Below are 16,056 nucleotides of genomic sequence, written 5' to 3'. Positions count from 1 at the left end.
GACTGACCCATCGTGCGTACGAAGTGGGCAGCCCTAGTCGGCGGTGTGTTGGTTCAGTTGGTCATCGGCGGCGTGTACGCCTGGAGCCTGTTCGGGCGCGCCCTGCAGGCGCCGGAGGCGATGGCCCTGAGCCACGTGCAGGCCTCCGTCCCGTTCGAGACGGCCATCGGCATGATCTTCGTCGGCGCCTCCATCGGCGGGCGCCTGCAGGACCGCAGCAGCCCCCGCACCGTCGCCATCATCGGCATGGTCATCTACGGGCTGGGCGTCCTGCTGGCCTCCCTGGCCACGGCCCCGAGCCACTTCTGGCTGCTGGTGCTGGGGTACGGCGTCATCGGCGGGTTCGGCCTGGGCATGGCCTACATCGTGCCGGTCGCACTCCTGCAGAAGTGGTTCCCGGACCACACCGCGCTGGTCACCGGCCTCGCCGTCGGCGGCTTCGGCTTCGGCGCGACCGTGACCTCGCCCTTCGCGCAGTGGCTCGTCGCGATGACGCCCGACACGCCCGCGTTGGCGTTCCGCTGGCTGGGCGTCGCCTACTTGGTGCTGGGGCTGATCGGAGCCGCGCTCCTGGTGTCGCCCGTTGTCGCGGCCGGTGCCAAGAAGGTCGTCGAGGGCGACCTCACCGCGCCCCAGGCCCTGCGCACCGGCCAGTGGTACCTGCTGACCGGCACCCTGATGCTCGCCGTGATGGCGGGCATCTCCCTGATTTCGATGATGGCCAGCGCCGCTGTCGACGTGGGTGGCTTCACCCCCGCGGCGGCCGCGGGCATCGTCGGCGTGCTGGCGCTGTTCAACGGTGGCGGCCGGGTGGCCTGGGCCGCCGTCGCGGAGAGGCTGGGTCGCCTGCCGATGCTGGCCACGATCCTGGCCCTCGAGGGCGTGGCGCTGATCCTGCTGCCGCACGCGCAGGGCTTCTGGTTCCTGGCGCTCGCCGCGGTGGTGTACCTCTGCTACGGCGGGGCGTTCGGCGTGCTGCCGTCCACGGCCGGACAGTTCTTCGGGTTGAGCCACGCCGGCGCCATCTACGGGCTGATGCTGGTGGGCTGGTCGGGCGGCGGAGTGCTCGGGCCCCTGCTGGCGGCAGGCCTGGTCGGCGATGCAGGCTCCTACACCCTGGCGTTCTCCGTGATGGGCGCCCTCGCAGTGGTGGCCGTGGCGTTGCCGCTGGTCACGCGCCCTGTGCGCCGCGCCCCTGCGGATCAGGCCGGGAGCACCCCCAGCGTGGTGAGCCAGGCGCGCGTGTCGTGATCGTCCACCCAGCGGTGGGCCTGCCAGCCCACCGATAGGGCGCCGTCGACGTTGGCCTGCTTGTCGTCGATGAAGGCGATCTCGCCGGGTGCCAGCCCGAGGTCGCTGGTCACGCGTTCGTAGATGGCGGGCTGCGGCTTGACCGCCCCTAGGCTGGCCGAGACGTAGAGGTGGTCCACGTCGGCGCGCCAGGCGGCCCCGTCGGCGGCCCGTTGCATGGCGTGCGGCGAGTTGGACAGCACGGCCACGGTCACCCCGGCCTGCCTGCAGTCGCGGAGGAGTTGCCACGCCGCCGGGCGGAGGTTGGCCCAGATGTCGGCGTCGAGGTGCGCGATCTCGGCGATGAGGTCGGCGTCGTGGACCTCGTGCCCGACGGCCGTGAGCAGCGGGCCCCAGTAGTCGCCGTCCGGGGCGCCGGCGTCATACTCGGCCCGGCCCGTCCAGTAGTGCTCCTTGAGGAGTTCGGGGGTGGTGCCGACCCGCCCCGCCAGCACTGGCAGGAGCGACGGCGGCGAGGAGAGGACCTCCCCCAGGTCGAAGACGACGGCCTTGATCATGGCTCCAGCCTAGGCCGTCCGTGACCTGTCGTCCCGCGCTAGTGGGGCAGGGCGAGGGCATCTTCGTGGGCGACGGCCAGGCCGTCGTCGACCAGCGACGTGATGCAGCGGCGGAGTTGATCCGGGTCCGGCCAGGTGAGGTCGGCCACGGGGACGGGCACGTGGGCCGAGCGGAGGGCGGCCATGATGCGACCGCGGCACTGGCGGTCCGTGCCCTCCCACGCCTGGCCCACCCGCCGCTTGCCTTCCCAGCCGGGCCGCCCGAGGGCGAGCCAGGAGCAGTGCCCGGCCACGGGGCAGCGGCCGCACTGCGGGTTGCGGGCGGTGCAGACGGTGGCGCCCAGTTCCATGGCCGCGGCGGACCAGGTGGCCGCCTCCGCGTCGCCCTCGGGGACGAAGACCCAGGCGCGGCGGCGTTCCGCCGCGGTCTCCGTGCGGGCCGGATGCTCCACCCCGCCGTCGAGGCGGGCGAGGACCCGCCGCACATTCACGTCCAGCACCAGGGACCGGCGGCCGAAAGCGAAGGCCATGACCGCGGCGGCCGTGTAGCTGCCCACCCCTGGGAGCGCGAGCAGGGCGTCCTCGCTCTCGGGGAGCTCGCCGTCGTGCCGCTCCACCACAGCTCGGGCCGCCTCCTGCAGGCGCAGCGCGCGGCGGGGGTAGCCGAGCCGACCCCAGGAACGCAGGACGTCCGCCGTGGGCGCCGCCGCGAGCGCGGCAGGAGTCGGCCAGCGCTCCATCCACGCCAGCCACGTCCCCTCCACCCTGGCCGCGGGGGTCTGCTGCAGCATGATCTCGCTGACGAGGATGCCCCACGGAGACACTCCGGGCTCACGCCACGACAGCGGCCGGGCGTTGGCCGCGTACCAGGCGCTCAGCGTGTGCCGGAGCTCCGAACGCCGGGTCCTCACGCCTCGAGGAGGGGGGCGATGGTGTCCACCAGTTCCGGATGGTCGGCGAGGGCCTCCCTCAGCTCGCGTGGACCGTGCGGCGCGAGGCCGGCGAGGAAACCCCGGACCAACAGGGGGACGTAGCGTTCACCGAGCCGGGCCTCGAGGATGAGGTCTGCCGTGCGGAGCACTTCGTGGGCGGCCTTGTCGCGGACCTGGGTGCCGGTGAGCCTGCGCATCTTCAGCAGGGTGGAGGTGTAGGACGCGTCCTCCAGCGCGGAAGCGAAGTAGACCCGTGCCGCATCGGACAACTCGTCATCGACGGCGGGGCCGCCGGCCTCCTCAACCGCCCTCCGGAGGTCCTGGCCGGATTCGAACTTCTCCACCTGGCGCTTCACGTTGCTCAGGCTGGGCCGCATCTGCTGGGCCTCGACGATCATGCCCAACCAGAGGCCGACGAACAGGTCGCCCGTGCGGCGCTTCCCGTAGCGGGCCAGTGCGACGGCGGGATGCATGTCATCGGGGTCTGTGAGGTGGTACTCGGTGAGCAGCGCGGCCATGGGGCAACGGTACCCCCCGGCCCGGGGCGAGGGTTGATTACCGTCGCGGCAAGGCGTCCAATGGGGGCATGGACAACTTCCCGCTGCTGCGCACCCCGATCCGCTCGATCGTGGTCGACGACTCCGCCTGCGACGTCAACGACCTCGCGGTCTGTGGAGGGGTGCAGGTCACCGTGCCGGCCACCGGGAGCTGGGCGGAGCTGGTCGAGCGCGCCGTCGGCTCCGACTGGACGGGGATCGAGGCGCTGGCAGGTCTCCCGGGCACCGTCGCAGACGTGGTGCGCCGCAACGCCACCGCGCACGGGCAGCGGGCGGCCGACACCGTGATGTCCGTGCGCACCTGGGACCTCGAGGCCGACGCCCAGCGCACCTTCGCCGCCGTCGACTGTGGCTTCACCGACGGAGGCTCCCGGTTCCAGAAGGAACTCGCGGCTGGCTCCCCGCGCTACGAGATCCTCGACGTGAGCTTCCTGTTCCGCCAGGGCGACCTCACCCGGGTGGGCGCGGAAATCGCCGCCCTGCTCAATGTGGGCCTGGGCGAGCGGGTGCCGCTGCGCACCGTCGCAGACGCCGTCACCGCCTGCTGAGCCGGTCGGCGCCGGCTGGGGATCACATGGGCGCGTTCGTGAACCGGCTGTAGTGGCCCTGGAAGAGCGCGTCGATCTTGCCGGTCTCGCCGTTTCGGTGCTTCGGGATGTGGAAGGCCGCCAGCCCGCGCTCCTCGTCGGAGGGGTTCTGGGAGTACATCTCCGGGCGGTGCAGCATCAACACGATGTCCGCGTCCTGCTCCAGCGAGCCTGATTCACGCAGGTCTGACAGTTGGGGGATGCCGTCCTTGCGCTGTTCGGTGTTACGCGAGAGCTGCGACAGGGCGATGACCGGGATCTCGAGTTCCTTGGCCAGCAGCTTGATCTGGCGGGAGAACTCCGAGACCTCCAGCTGACGCGACTCCACCTTCTTGCCGGAGCTCATCAGCTGGATGTAGTCGATGGCGAGCAGCTGAAGGTCGTGGCGCTGCTTCAGGCGGCGGGCCTTCGCGCGGATCTCCATCATGGTGAGGTTGGGGGAGTCGTCGATGAAGAAGTTCTTCTCCGCGAGGATGGCCGACTTGTCCGTGACCCGCTGCCAGTCGTTCTCGTCCATCTTGCCGCCGCGGATACGCCCCAGGGGTACCGAAGCCTCCGCGGAGAGCACCTTCATCACGATCTCCGTGCGGCTCATTTCGAGAGAGAAGAACGCGGCGGGGAGGTTGTGGTGGATGGCGGCCGAGCGGCACACGTCGAGCGCGAACGTCGACTTTCCGACGCCCGGGCGCGCGGCGACGATGATCATCTGGCCGCCGTGCAGGCCGTTGGTGATGCGGTCTAGTTCGGTGAAACCGGTGGGGACGCCGGAGAGTGCGTCGCCGCTGTTGGCGATGGCCTCCATCTCATCGAACGTGGGCTCCAGCAGTTCCCGGAGCGACTTGTAGTCTTCCGAGGAGTTGCGGTCCGTCACCTCGAAGAGCGTCTGCTGGGCCTCGTCGACGATCTTGTCCACTTCGCCCTGGCCGCCGTAGCCCAACTGCGCGATGCGGATGGAGGCGTTGACCAACCGACGCAACACGGCCTTGTCGCGGACGATCTCCGCGTAGTACGGCGCGTTCGCGGCGATGGAGACGCTGGAGAGCAGGTCGTGCAGGTAGACGGCGCCGCCCACCTTGGCCAGGAGCCCCGTCTTGCCGAGTTCGCCTGCCACGGTGATGGGATCCGCCGGCTCACCACGGCCGTAGAGGCTGATGATGGCGTCGTAGATGGACTCGTGGTTGGGGCGGTAAAAGTCTGTGCCGCGCAACACCTCGACGACATCCGAGATGGCATCCTTCGACATCATCATCGCGCCCAGCACGCTCTGCTCCGCAGCGAGATCCTGGGGAGGCGTGCGGTCGAGCTCGCGGTCATCGAAGACCGCGGTTGTTGCGTGCGCCGTCATCAGCTCACCCCCTTCCAGTTCCGTTGCTTAGGCTAAGGCACCCCTCTGACGGTTCCTGCCCACGTGTGCCCCCAGCGTGTGGAGAGCTCTGTGGACAGCCTGTGGAGGGCTGTGGATAAGTGCGCGGCGCTGAGTCCCAGGGGTGTGGACGAACCTGTGGGCTGAGCGTGGATTCACCGTTATCAAATCGTTATATCCAGGGTGGCTGCCTGGCCCCTGGGGATTTGTCCACAAAGAGACGCGGCCCGCCCGGCATCCGCTCGTCATCTCGGCCCGGGTGCTCCGGGGGTGCGGCGGGGGCGGGGTCTTAAACCAGCGCTGACAATGCACTTTGTACGATTCAACCCCATTTTCCATCCGGAGGGGCCAGCGTGGTATACGGGGCCGAGTTCACCCACCGTTCATCTTCACGACGCCAGTTATCCACAGCGCCTGTGGGTTCATTGTGGATATGTGGGGAATCGCGCCTCGACCCGGGCGGTAGGCCACCCCGGGGGCCCGTCGGGAAACCTCGATGGGATGATGGGATGAGATTGAATTCCTTACCCCCCCGGGGTATGCTCAGTCAAGAGGGAGGTGCCATGACGACGGAAACCGAAACCTGCCACACTCACGGCTACACGCCGGAGAAGGCAGCCTATTTGCGGCGCCTGCGCCTGATCGAAGGTCAGGTCCGCGGTCTCGCTCGCATGGTTGAAGAGGATCAGTACTGCATCGACGTCCTGACCCAGGTCACGGCCGTGACCTCGGCGCTGAAGGCGGTGTCGCTCGGGCTCCTCGAAGACCACCTCTCGCACTGTGTCGCCGACGCTGCCCGCAAGGGCGGCCCGGAGGGCAAAGAGAAGATTGACGAGGCGATGCAGGCGATCAAGCGCCTGACCCGATAGCCCGTCACCCAAGGAAGGACTTTCTCTGTGATCACCAACTACACCGTTTCGGGCATGACCTGCGGTAACTGCGTCCACCACGTCACCGAAGAGGTCTCTGACGTCGAAGGCGTCAACAACGTCTCCGTCACGCTCGAGGGTGGCGCCATGTCGGTCGAATCCGACGAGCGCATCCCGTTCGACGCCATCATCGAGGCGGTCCGCGAGGCCGGCGGCTACACCGTCGTCGAGGCCTGAGCGCCTGACCCTCTGACCCCATCCGGGCAACTTTCCCGGGCGTAGCCGCCCGGGGCCTGTTCGGCCTGCCCTGCGCCAGCCGCGGGCATCGCAGTACCCACCGCGCACCAGGCAAGAGGAAGCATGTCCACCACCAGGACCCAACCCATCACCAACAAGATCCAGCTCGACATCCAGGGCATGACCTGTGCCTCCTGTGCCGCGCGGATCGAGAAGAAGCTCAACAAGGTGGACGGGGTGACCGCCTCGGTGAACTACTCCACCGAGAAGGCGACGGTAGAAGCACCGCCCAACTTCACCGCTGAGGACCTCATCGCCGTCGTCGAGAAGACCGGCTACGGGGCCACGTTGCCCGTCCCTGTCGGGGAGAAGAACGACGAGGCCGCAGCCCTCAAGCCGCGCGTGCTCTGGTCGTTCATCCTCAGCACCCCCGTCGTGCTCGTCTCGATGATCCCCGCGTTGCAGTTCCCGGGTTGGCAGTGGGCGGCTCTGGTCCTGTCCGCCGTCGTCGTGCTCTGGTTGGGCCGGTCTTTCCACAAGGCGACCTTCACCAACCTGCGCCACGGCGCCACCACGATGGACACGCTCGTGACCATGGGCACCGGCACCGCGTTCGCCTGGTCCCTGTACGCCATGCTGTTCGGCCACGCCGGTGAGATCGGCATGAAGCACCACTTCGAGTTCAACCTCGCGCAACAGGACGCGATGGGCTTCATCTACTTCGAGGCCGCCGTCGTCATCATCTCCTTCCTGCTGCTCGGCCGCTACATCGAGGCCCGCGCGAAGACCGAATCGGGCGCGGCCATGCGTGCGCTGCTCGAGGTGGGCGCCAAGCAGGCCACCGTCCTGCGCGACGGGCAGGAGAAGCGCGTCGACGTGAAGTCGCTCGCGGTGGGCGACCTCGTCGTCGTCCGCCCCGGCGAGAAGGTCGCCGCCGACGGTGAGGTCGTGGAGGGCCGCTCCGCCGTCGACGCGTCGATCATCACCGGTGAGTCGCTGCCGGTGGAGGTGGAGCCGGGCACGACGGTGGTGGGCGGTTCCGTGAACACCACCGGCCGCCTGGTGGTGCGCACCACTGCGGTGGGCGCCAACTCGCAGCTGGCGCGCATCGCGAAGATGGTCGAGGAGGCCCAGGAGGGCAAAGCCGACGTCCAGCGCCTGGCGGACAAGGTGTCCAGCATCTTCGTGCCCGTCGTCCTGGGTATCGCCGCCGTGACGCTGGTGGGCCACCTGGTCGCCGCGCACGGCTGGACGGTTGCGCTCTCCGCCGCCATCTCCGTGCTGATCATCGCCTGCCCGTGTGCGCTCGGTCTGGCCACCCCGTCGGCCCTCATGGTGGGGACCGGCAGGGGCGCCCAGTTGGGCACCGTGATCCGGGGCCCGCAGGTGTTGGAGCGTGCCCGCCGCGTGCAGACCATCGTGTTCGACAAGACCGGCACGCTGACCACGGGCCACATGTCCGTCGTGGACGTGGAGCCCGTCGATGGCGTGGACCGCGAGGAGCTGCTCGGGCTGGCGGCCGCCGTCGAGGCCGCCTCTGAGCACCCCATCGCCGCCGCTCTCGTCGCGGCGGTGGACCGGCCCCTGCCCGTCGAGGACTTCCAGAACGTGCCCGGCCGCGGTGTCCGCGGCATCGTGGACGGCCGCACCGTCTACGCCGGTTCGCCCGCGTTCATGGCCGATCTGGGCCATGGCCGCGCGGAGTGGAGCCGCGACGTGATCGGTTCCGTCGTCGAGGTCGCCGATGAAAACCGGATCCTCGGCCGCGTGGTGGTGGCCGACACCATCAAGGAGTCGGCCGGCGTCGCCGTCGAGCAGTTGAAGAAGCTGGGCCTCACCCCCGTGCTGCTGAGTGGCGACAACGAAGCCACGGCCCGCGCCGTTGCGGAGTCACTCGGCATCCACGACGTCCGTGCAGGCGTCACCCCCGAGGGCAAGGTGGCCGCCATCAAGGAACTGCAGGCCAAGGGCCAGCAGGTGGCCATGGTGGGCGACGGCGTCAACGACGCGGCTGCCATCGCGCAGGCGGACCTGGGCATCGCCATGGGCACCGGCACCGACGCGGCCATCGCCGCCGGCGACATCACGCTGATGCGCCACGACCTCAGCGCCGCCGTCGACGCGGTGCGCCTGTCCCGAGCCACATTGCGCACGATCAAGGGCAACCTGCTGTGGGCCTTCGGCTACAACACCGCCGCCATCCCGCTGGCGGCCTTCGGGATGCTGACGCCCATGATCGCGGGTGCGGCCATGGCGTTCTCCAGTGTCTTCGTGGTCTTGAACAGTCTCAGGTTGCGGGGGTTCCGCTCCCTCCGGAAGGGCTGATACCGGCCGCTGGCTAGGGCAAACTGCTCCTGAGAAGCGCTTTCAGGAAAAATTCAGGGAAACATCAGACAATTTGCCCCGTCCGGCTTTGCAGTGGCGAGAAATCCCGCTACAGTAATCCCATCTTCTGGATCAAACAGAAGCCCGAAAGCCGCCCGGACCGCTGCCGCCCCCCAAGGGCAGCGGTCCGGGCCTTTTCATGCCCGTGCCGCTCGGCGTCTGCCGGATCTCACCTCTGCCGAATCGTCCCGATCAGTCGTCGCGGCGGGGTAGCGTCGGGGGCATGGCACGCATTGAATCCGACTCCATGGGCAACATCGACGTTGCCGCAGACCGCTACTGGGGCGCGCAGACCGAACGCAGCCTCCACAACTTCGACATCGGCCGCAACGCCTTCGTCTGGGGCCGCCCCATGGTGCGGGCCCTCGGGGTCCTGAAGAAGGCCGCCGCGCAGGCCAACGGCGAACTGGGCGAACTGCCTTCCGATGTGGCCGAGCTCATCGCCCGGGCCGCTGACGAGGTGATCGCCGGCAACCTCGACGACCACTTCCCGCTGGTGGTGTTCCAGACCGGCTCCGGCACCCAGTCCAACATGAACTCCAACGAGGTCATCTCCAACCGCGCCATCGAGATGGCCGGCGGCGAGATGGGCTCCAAGCAGCCCGTCCACCCCAACGACCACGTCAACCGCGGCCAGTCGTCCAACGACACCTTCCCCACGGCCATGCACATCGCGGTGGTCAGCGAGCTCAACTCGCTGCTGTACCCGGCCTTAGAGAAGCTGCGTGAGGTGCTGGACACCAAGGCCAGGCAGTACGACGACGTGGTGATGGTGGGACGAACCCACCTGCAGGACGCCACGCCGGTGCGGCTGGGACAGGTGTTCGGCGGCTGGGTCGCCCAGCTCGACTTCGCCGCCGAGGGCATCAGGTTCGCGGATTCGCGGGCGCGTGACCTGGCGATCGGCGGCACCGCCGTCGGCACGGGCCTCAACGCCCACCCGGAGTTCGGCGCGCTGACCGCGCAGAAGATCTCCGAGGAGACGGGCCTGGAGTTCCGCCAGGCGGAGAACCTGTTCGCCGCGCTGTCGGCGCACGACTCCCTGGTCGAGGTCAGCGGCTCGCTGCGCGTGCTGGCCGGCGCGCTGATGAAGCTGGCCAACGACGTGCGCTGGTACGCCTCGGGCCCGCGCAACGGCATCGGCGAGCTGCTGATCCCCGAGAACGAGCCCGGCTCGTCGATCATGCCCGGCAAGGTGAACCCGACGCAGTCGGAGGCCCTCACCATGGTGGTCGCGCGGGTGTTCGGCAACGACGCCACCGTCGGCTTCTCGGGAAGCCAGGGCAACTTCCAGCTCAACGTGTTCAAGCCCGTGATGGCCCACGCCGTGCTGGAGTCGATCCGCTTGCTGGCGGACGGCATGCGCTCGTTCACGGACCACTGCGCCGTCGGCATCGAGCCGAACCTGGAGCGGATCAACGCGAACCTGTCGTCCAACCTGATGCTGGTCACCGCGCTGAACCGGCACATCGGCTACGACATGGCCGCCAAGATCGCCAAGCAGGCGCACAAGGAGGGCACGTCGCTGCGTGAGTCTGCGATCGCCAACGGTGTCGCCGGCGAGGACTTCGACGCCTGGGTGATCCCGGCCGACATGACCGGTAAGTAGGCCGCGCCGGGCGCTGGTCTCAGCGCCCGGAGGCGGCGACCTCGGCGTAGATCGACAGCATCTCCGCGGCCTGCGAGGCGATGCTCCACTGCGAACCGAGTTCGACGGAGCGCTCGCGCGCCCTGGCCCGCCAGGTGTCATCCGGCAGCTTCTCCAGCACCCGGATGATGCCGGCGGCCAGGGACGCGGGCGTCGGGCGGGTGATCTCGCCGTTGACGCCGGGTTCGATCACGAGTTGCAGTTCGTGGTCCACTGAGACGATGGGCAGGCCCGCCAGTGCGGCCTCGTGCAGGACGAGGGCCTGGGTGTCGGTGAGGCTGGGGAATGCGAACACGTCCGCCATGCCGTAGAACGCACCGAGGTCGTCGCGCTTCTGCTCACCGGGAAGGATGATGCGGCCCGCGTCGCGGCCTTCGGTGAGGATCCGCTTGATGCCCGAATACCGTTGCCAGTCTCCGACGATGCACAGCCGTGCGTCGGGGTACTGGGCGTGCACCAACGTGAAGGCCTCGGCCAGCAGCGGGATGCCCTTCTCCGGTGCGATGCGGCCGGCGTACAACACCATCGGCCCGTCGGGATGAGTGATCGGCGGGGGGCCGGGCGGGAGCGGGTCCACACCGTTGGGCACCACCCGCACGTTGATGTTCTCCGTGAGGTGCCGGCAGCGCAGCGCGGTCTTCGGCGACGGGGTGGTCACCAGGGTGGCCGTCTCCAGCATCTTCTGACACAGGGCGAGCAGCGACGCCGTCGAGCGGCCGCGGTCCTCGTAACGCACCTCTGCGGCGCGGATGTCGCGCTGGCTGACGAAGTCGCCCCGGGTGATCGTCGCCCAGGCCCGCAGCACTCCGGTGAGCAGGGGCAACACGGTTGAATAGTGGTCTGCGTACGCGTCGAAATCGGTGTGCCACGTCAGCAGCATGGGGATGCCGAGCCGCTGCGCTGCCCAGGTGCCCAGCACGCCGATGGTGCCGAAGCCGTGCACGTGCAGGACGTCGGGCTTCAGCTTCGCGATCTCGTCGATGGTGCGCTCGAAGTGCCGCCCGTTGGCCACGCGCGTGGGCATCTTCGGTACGCGCACCGAGGGGAGCCGGATCTCGCTGCGGCCGGGGCGGCCGTGGTGCGGGTTGGGCCCTTTCGCGGCGGGGGCGACGACGATCACCTCGTGCCCGGCGTCGAGCAGGTTGCCCTCCAACTGCTGCACGGCGAACATCAGGCCGTTGGCACCCGGGCCGTAGTTATCGATGAACTGGGCCACCCTGAGGCGGCGTCCATCGGTGGAAACGGGGGCGGTCACCCGGCCACTCTAGCGGCTGATCGCGGGCGCCTGTCGGCGGGCGTGGCAGCCGGTCGAACCGTGGGCAACCGGGCGCCATCCCAGGGTTTCCACGCCGTTCCACCGGCGTGTCGGAGGGCGACTGCCGCGAAGTGCTCGCGTTGTAGACCCCCTCCGGGTTACCGTCGTCCATGCGCGTGGTGATCGCACCCGACTCCTTCAAGTCGACCATGACCGCCGTCCAGGCCGCACATGCGATCGCGGACGGGTGGGTCGACGTGCGCCCGGCGGACCGCCTGACCATCCGCCCCATGGCCGACGGCGGGGAGGGCACCCTCGACGCCTTCGCCACCCTCGCGGGGGCCGAGCGGCTGCCGCTCGACACGGTCGACGCGCTCGGCAACCCCCGGCACGCGTCGTGGGTGCGGCTCCCGGACGGCACGGGCGTGGTGGAGCTGGCACACTGCTGCGGGCTCACCACCATCGGGCATCTGGCCCCACGTGAGGCGCACACCCGCGGCTTCGGCCTGGCCATCCGCGCCGCGCTGGACGCCGGCGCCACCCGGCTCCTCCTGGCCCTCGGTGGCAGCGCCTCCACCGACGGCGGACTGGGCCTGCTCGTGGCGCTCGGCCTCAGCGTGGGGCGCGCGCCCCAGCCGCCCGCGCTCACCGAGCAGCTGGGCAACGCCGCACTGCCCGCAATCACGGCCGTGGAGTGGGCCGGCGTCGTGCCGCCGCCCGAACGCGGTGCCCTGGTGCTGTCCGACGTGACCAACCCGCTGCTCGGCCCCGACGGCGCGGCGGCGGTGTTCGGGCCGCAGAAGGGCGGCGCCTCCCTCATCGAGGAGATGGACGCCAACCTCGCGCACTGGGCCGCGGTGGTGGGAGGCGACCCCCACGCACCCGGCGCCGGCGCGGCGGGCGGCGCAGGCTTCGCGCTGCAGCTCTGGGGCGCCACCACCACCTCCGGCGCCCGGGTGGTGGCCGACGCGATCGAGCTCCGCGAGGCCATGCAGGACGCCGACCTCGTCGTGACGGGGGAGGGCTCGTTCGACGCCCAGAGCTTCAGCGGCAAGGCCGTCGACGTGGTGCGGCAGATCGCTTCCGAGGTCGGGGAGGCGCGGGGGAGGGAACTGCCGGTCGCGCTGGTGGCCGGCCGCCAGGACGTGGACTTCCACGGCCTCGCCGTCGCGCTCTGGGACCTTGCCGGTGAGCGCGCCCTGGCGGACCCCATCGCAGTGGCGAGGGAAGCGGGACGCCAGGTGGCTATGAGCTTCCGCTGACCACGGGGGAGGCGGACTGGCCGGCGGGGCTCATCCGCACCACCCTGGTGCACTGAGCCACCACGTCCGGGTCGTGCGTGATGACCAGGACGGGCTCGTCCGCGAAGGCGGCCCACACGTCGCGCATCAGCGCGTCGGCGGTCTCTCGGTCCAGGTGCTCGGTGGGCTCGTCGAGGATGATGAGGTCGCGCGTGCCCACCAGGAGCCGCGCCAGCGCGAGGCGACGACGCTCGCCGCCGCTGATCGTCGTGCCTGATTCGCCCAGCCGTCGCTGCGGGTCCATCGGCAGCCCGGCCTTCGCCAGCGCGTCGACGACGGCCTGATCGGTTGCGTCCTTGTCGCCGATGCGCACGTTCTCCGCAACCGTGGTGGCGAAGATGTGGGCGTCCTGCTCCAGGTAGCCGACGCGCCCGCCCCGCGACACGCGGCCGGCCAGTGCGGGGATGAGCCCCATGGCGGTGGCGGCCAGGGTCGTCTTGCCGACGCCCGACTGTCCCACCAGCGCCACCCGCTCGCCCGGGGCCACCGACAGGGAGACGTGCTCCTGGACCGCCACGGAGTCGCCGTCGGGCAGCGGCCAGCCGATGGTCGCGTCCTCCAGGAGGAGGCCCGGTGCGCCGTCGCCGGGCACCACGTCGCCGGTGCCGACAGGCTCGACCTCCAGCACCTCGGAGAGGCGGCCGAGCGCGGAGCGCGCCCGGGTGTAGGTCTGCGCCGCCTGCGCGAAGGTGCCGAGCACCTCGTGCAGCGCCAGCGGGGTGAGGACGAGCACGGCCAGCAGACGCGGGTCCAGGTTTCCCGCCGTCAGGGCGCCGGTGCCGAACCACAGCGCAGCCCCGACGGCTAGCCCCGAGGCCACCAACTGGCCGCCTGTGGCGATGCCGCGGATCCAGGCGCCGCGGGCCTCCTGCCGGCGCAGTTCATCGTCGATCCCCAGCAGCCTGTCGAGCGCGGCGGAGTCGGCGCCGTAGGCCACCAGATCCGTGGCGGTCCGCGCCAGTTCGCGCACGCCGTCCGCCAGGCGACCCCGGGTGGGCACCGCCGCCAGGTCGACGGCGAGGCTGGCCCGCTGGGTCCACCACGGCAGCACCACCCCGGCCAGCAGCGCGGTCGCCAGCAGCGCGAGGGCGGTGGGCCAGTTGAACACGCTGAACATCACCGCGGTGGCCACGACGACCAGCGCGGCCGAGACGAACGGGATCACCACGCGCACCACGAGGTCCTGGATGGCGGTGACGTCTGCCACGACGCGCGTGAGCAGGTCGCCGCGACGCCTGCCGATCAGGGTGGTGGCGGCCAGCTTCTCGTAGACGCGCACCCGCAGCGCCGTCTGCATGCGCAGGGCCAGGTCGTGGCCGACGATGCGCTCCAGGTAGCGGAAGACGCCCCGCGAGATGGCGAACGCGCGCACGCCCACGGCGGCGGCCTGCAGGTACAGCACCGGCGGCGCCATCGCGGCGAACGACAGCAGCCAGGCGGAGACGCCCAGCAGCGCGACGGAGGAACTGGAGGCGAGCATCGCCAGCAGCACCGCCAGCAGGAACCGACGGCGACCCTTGGGTGTCGCGTCCATCAACTCCCGGGCCAGGAGGACTGTCTTCCTCATGCCAGCACCACCTCCACCACGCGGTCGGCGGCGGCCAGCACGGCGGGCCGATGGCTGACGATGAGGGCGCCTGCGCCTGTGGCGCGGACGGCCCCGATGACGTGCGCCTCCGTGGCAGCGTCCAGGCCGGCCGTCGGCTCGTCGAGCACGAGCAGCCGCGCGCCGCCGAGCCTGATCCGCACCAACGCGCGGGCCAGCGCGACGCGGCGCCGCTCGCCGGCGGACAGGCCCTCCCCGTCGTCGCCCACGTGCTTGTCGAGGCCGAAATCGGCCCCGGCGTCGGCCAGCGCCTGGGCGAGGTCCGCCTCCCGGGCGGGGGGATGGCCGAGGGCCACGTTGTCGCCGACGGTGCCGTTGACCAGCCCCGGTTCCTGCGCCACCCACGCCACCTGGGCCCGCCACGAGGCCAGGTCGATGTCGGTCAGGGAGACGCCGCCCACGGACACCGTGCCGGAATCCGGCGTGAGGAAGCCCATGGTCATGGCCAGTGTCGTGGACTTGCCGCCGCCCGAGGACCCGCTCAGCGCCACCACCTCGCCGGGCTCCACCCGCAGGTTCAGCTGGTCGACGGCGGGGCCGGCCGCTCCGGGATAGGTGAACGACACCGCGTCCAGGACGAGGGCGCCTTCCGGCGCGGGCAGCGTTCCCGCGTGGGCCTGGGCCGCGTCGATCACCTCGAACGCGGCATCGGCGGCCGCGATGCCGTCGGCTGAGTCGTGGAAGTGCACGCCCACCTGCCGCACGGGCAGGAAGGCCTCCGGCGCCAGGATGAGGACGAAGAGGGCGGTGGTGAAGTCGACGTCGCCGTAAACCAGCCGGAAGCCCACCGTGACCGCGACGATCGCCACCGACAGCGACGCCAGCAGCTCCAGCGCGAACGCCGACAGGAAGGAGATGTAGAGCACCTTCATGGTGGCGCCGCGGTACTGCTCCTCGGTGAGGTCCACGCCGCGCTTCTGGGCCCGGGCGCGCGCGAACGCCTGCAGCGTGGGGAGGCCGCTGATGAGGTCGCCGAAGTGGTTGGCCAGCCGGTCTGCCACGGAGTACGAGTGCCGCGTGGCCTTCTCCGTCGTCCATCCGATCAGCGCCATGAACACCGGGATGAGCGGCAGAGTGAACGCGATGATCAGCGCGGACTGCCAATCTGCCAGCAGGATGGTGCCGCCCACGAGCAGCGGCACGGTGACGGCCAGGCCGAGTTGTGGGAGGTACTTGCTGAAATAGCCGTCGAGCGCGTCCAGTCCTTGCGTGACGGTGCGCAGCAGGGACGCCGACGACGTGGCCCCCACCGGGGTGGCCAGCCTGGCCGCCAGCACGTCGCGACGCAGCGTCGACTTCACGGAGGCCGCGCTGCGGTGCGCCAGCCACGAGTTGAGCCAGGCCAGGAGGCCGCGGCCCAGGAACACGAGGAGCAGCAGCACCAGGGCGGTGCCCCAGCCGGGTGGGAAACCGCCGCTGTCGAACGCCAGGGTGACCCAGTCGGCGATGAGCCTGGCCTGGGCGATCAGCAGCCCCGCCGTGACCACGCCGACGACCACCGTGGCCAC

At 70.4% G+C, this 16,056-nt stretch carries 14 protein-coding genes; 7 read left to right on the top strand and 7 right to left on the bottom strand.

Annotated features, from left to right (window positions below):
• Positions 1-12 precede the first annotated feature (12 nt).
• Positions 13-1,251 (top strand): OFA family MFS transporter, encoded by a 1,239-nt coding sequence (locus J7D54_RS13035; protein ID WP_209455143.1) that lies wholly within the window; start codon positions 13-15, stop codon positions 1,249-1,251.
• Here J7D54_RS13035 and J7D54_RS13030 read toward each other — a convergent pair.
• The 3 genes from J7D54_RS13030 to J7D54_RS13020 are packed head-to-tail and all read right to left on the bottom strand — an operon-like array spanning position 1,203 to position 3,258.
• Positions 1,203-1,808 (bottom strand): HAD family phosphatase, encoded by a 606-nt coding sequence (locus J7D54_RS13030; protein ID WP_182763271.1) that lies wholly within the window; start codon positions 1,806-1,808, stop codon positions 1,203-1,205. The two genes, J7D54_RS13035 and J7D54_RS13030, sit on opposite strands and share 49 nt — an antisense overlap.
• Before the next feature lie 38 nt (positions 1,809-1,846).
• Positions 1,847-2,719, bottom strand: a complete 873-nt coding sequence (locus tag J7D54_RS13025) for an A/G-specific adenine glycosylase (protein ID WP_245244020.1) — start codon at positions 2,717-2,719, stop codon at positions 1,847-1,849.
• Positions 2,716-3,258, bottom strand: a complete 543-nt coding sequence (locus tag J7D54_RS13020; protein WP_182763272.1) for a DUF6553 family protein — start codon at positions 3,256-3,258, stop codon at positions 2,716-2,718. The genes J7D54_RS13025 and J7D54_RS13020 overlap by 4 nt, the downstream gene beginning before the upstream one ends.
• A 68-nt stretch (positions 3,259-3,326) precedes the next feature.
• Here J7D54_RS13020 and J7D54_RS13015 point away from each other — a divergent pair, with 68 nt between their 5' ends.
• Positions 3,327-3,845, top strand: coding sequence for a hypothetical protein (locus tag J7D54_RS13015; protein ID WP_182763273.1), 519 nt, complete (start codon positions 3,327-3,329; stop codon positions 3,843-3,845).
• Between the two features lie 22 nt (positions 3,846-3,867).
• Here J7D54_RS13015 and dnaB read toward each other — a convergent pair whose 3' ends face one another.
• A complete protein-coding gene (dnaB, locus tag J7D54_RS13010; protein WP_076062844.1) occupies positions 3,868-5,229 on the bottom strand; it encodes a replicative DNA helicase in 1,362 nt (453 codons plus the stop codon).
• Positions 5,230-5,810: 581 nt separating this feature from the next.
• Here dnaB and J7D54_RS13005 point away from each other — a divergent pair.
• The 4 genes from J7D54_RS13005 (at position 5,811) to fumC (ending at position 10,347) form a co-directional block, all read left to right on the top strand.
• Positions 5,811-6,116 carry a metal-sensitive transcriptional regulator gene (locus J7D54_RS13005; RefSeq protein WP_076062841.1) on the top strand — a complete coding sequence of 102 codons (306 nt, stop codon included), beginning with the start codon at positions 5,811-5,813 and terminating at the stop codon, positions 6,114-6,116.
• Positions 6,117-6,143: 27 nt separating this feature from the next.
• Complete coding sequence (locus tag J7D54_RS13000; RefSeq protein ID WP_182763274.1) at positions 6,144-6,353, top strand: heavy-metal-associated domain-containing protein; 210 nt, start codon at positions 6,144-6,146, stop codon at positions 6,351-6,353.
• Between the two features lie 123 nt (positions 6,354-6,476).
• Positions 6,477-8,678, top strand: a complete 2,202-nt coding sequence (locus tag J7D54_RS12995) for a cation-translocating P-type ATPase (protein WP_182763275.1) — start codon at positions 6,477-6,479, stop codon at positions 8,676-8,678.
• Between the two features lie 283 nt (positions 8,679-8,961).
• On the top strand, positions 8,962-10,347 hold the full coding sequence (fumC, locus tag J7D54_RS12990) for a class II fumarate hydratase (RefSeq protein WP_182763276.1): 1,386 nt from the start codon (positions 8,962-8,964) through the stop codon (positions 10,345-10,347).
• A 19-nt stretch (positions 10,348-10,366) separates the two neighbouring features.
• Here the strand turns inward: fumC and J7D54_RS12985 are convergent, their stop codons facing one another.
• Complete coding sequence (locus J7D54_RS12985; RefSeq protein ID WP_182763277.1) at positions 10,367-11,641, bottom strand: glycosyltransferase; 1,275 nt, start codon at positions 11,639-11,641, stop codon at positions 10,367-10,369.
• 170 nt (positions 11,642-11,811) lie between these two features.
• On the opposite strand from J7D54_RS12985, the gene J7D54_RS12980 reads away from it, so the two are divergent.
• Entirely contained in the window at positions 11,812-12,903 is a 1,092-nt protein-coding gene (locus J7D54_RS12980) for a glycerate kinase (protein WP_182763278.1), read from the top strand.
• Here the strand turns inward: J7D54_RS12980 and cydC are convergent.
• Positions 12,887-14,509, bottom strand: coding sequence for a thiol reductant ABC exporter subunit CydC (gene cydC / locus J7D54_RS12975; RefSeq protein WP_182763279.1), 1,623 nt, complete (start codon positions 14,507-14,509; stop codon positions 12,887-12,889). The genes J7D54_RS12980 and cydC overlap by 17 nt on opposite strands.
• A complete protein-coding gene (gene cydD, locus J7D54_RS12970; RefSeq protein ID WP_245244252.1) occupies positions 14,506-16,056 on the bottom strand; it encodes a thiol reductant ABC exporter subunit CydD in 1,551 nt (516 codons plus the stop codon). The genes cydC and cydD overlap by 4 nt, the downstream gene beginning before the upstream one ends.

Source organism: Tessaracoccus sp. MC1865 (assembly GCF_017815535.1).
In the GTDB taxonomy this organism is placed as follows: domain Bacteria; phylum Actinomycetota; class Actinomycetes; order Propionibacteriales; family Propionibacteriaceae; genus Arachnia.
Note: the sequence above shows the minus strand (reverse complement) of the source record. Positions and strands in the feature narration are given on the sequence as shown.

Coding starts and splice junctions, on each gene's coding strand:
- cydC (WP_182763279.1), bottom strand. CDS start 14,509: ATGAGGAAGACAGTCCTCCTGGCCCGGGAGTTGATGGACGCGACACCC.
- fumC (WP_182763276.1), top strand. CDS start 8,962: ATGGCACGCATTGAATCCGACTCCATGGGCAACATCGACGTTGCCGCA.
- J7D54_RS13015 (WP_182763273.1), top strand. CDS start 3,327: ATGGACAACTTCCCGCTGCTGCGCACCCCGATCCGCTCGATCGTGGTC.
- J7D54_RS12995 (WP_182763275.1), top strand. CDS start 6,477: ATGTCCACCACCAGGACCCAACCCATCACCAACAAGATCCAGCTCGAC.
- J7D54_RS13020 (WP_182763272.1), bottom strand. CDS start 3,258: ATGGCCGCGCTGCTCACCGAGTACCACCTCACAGACCCCGATGACATG.
- J7D54_RS12980 (WP_182763278.1), top strand. CDS start 11,812: ATGCGCGTGGTGATCGCACCCGACTCCTTCAAGTCGACCATGACCGCC.
- J7D54_RS13005 (WP_076062841.1), top strand. CDS start 5,811: ATGACGACGGAAACCGAAACCTGCCACACTCACGGCTACACGCCGGAG.
- J7D54_RS13030 (WP_182763271.1), bottom strand. CDS start 1,808: ATGATCAAGGCCGTCGTCTTCGACCTGGGGGAGGTCCTCTCCTCGCCG.
- dnaB (WP_076062844.1), bottom strand. CDS start 5,229: ATGACGGCGCACGCAACAACCGCGGTCTTCGATGACCGCGAGCTCGAC.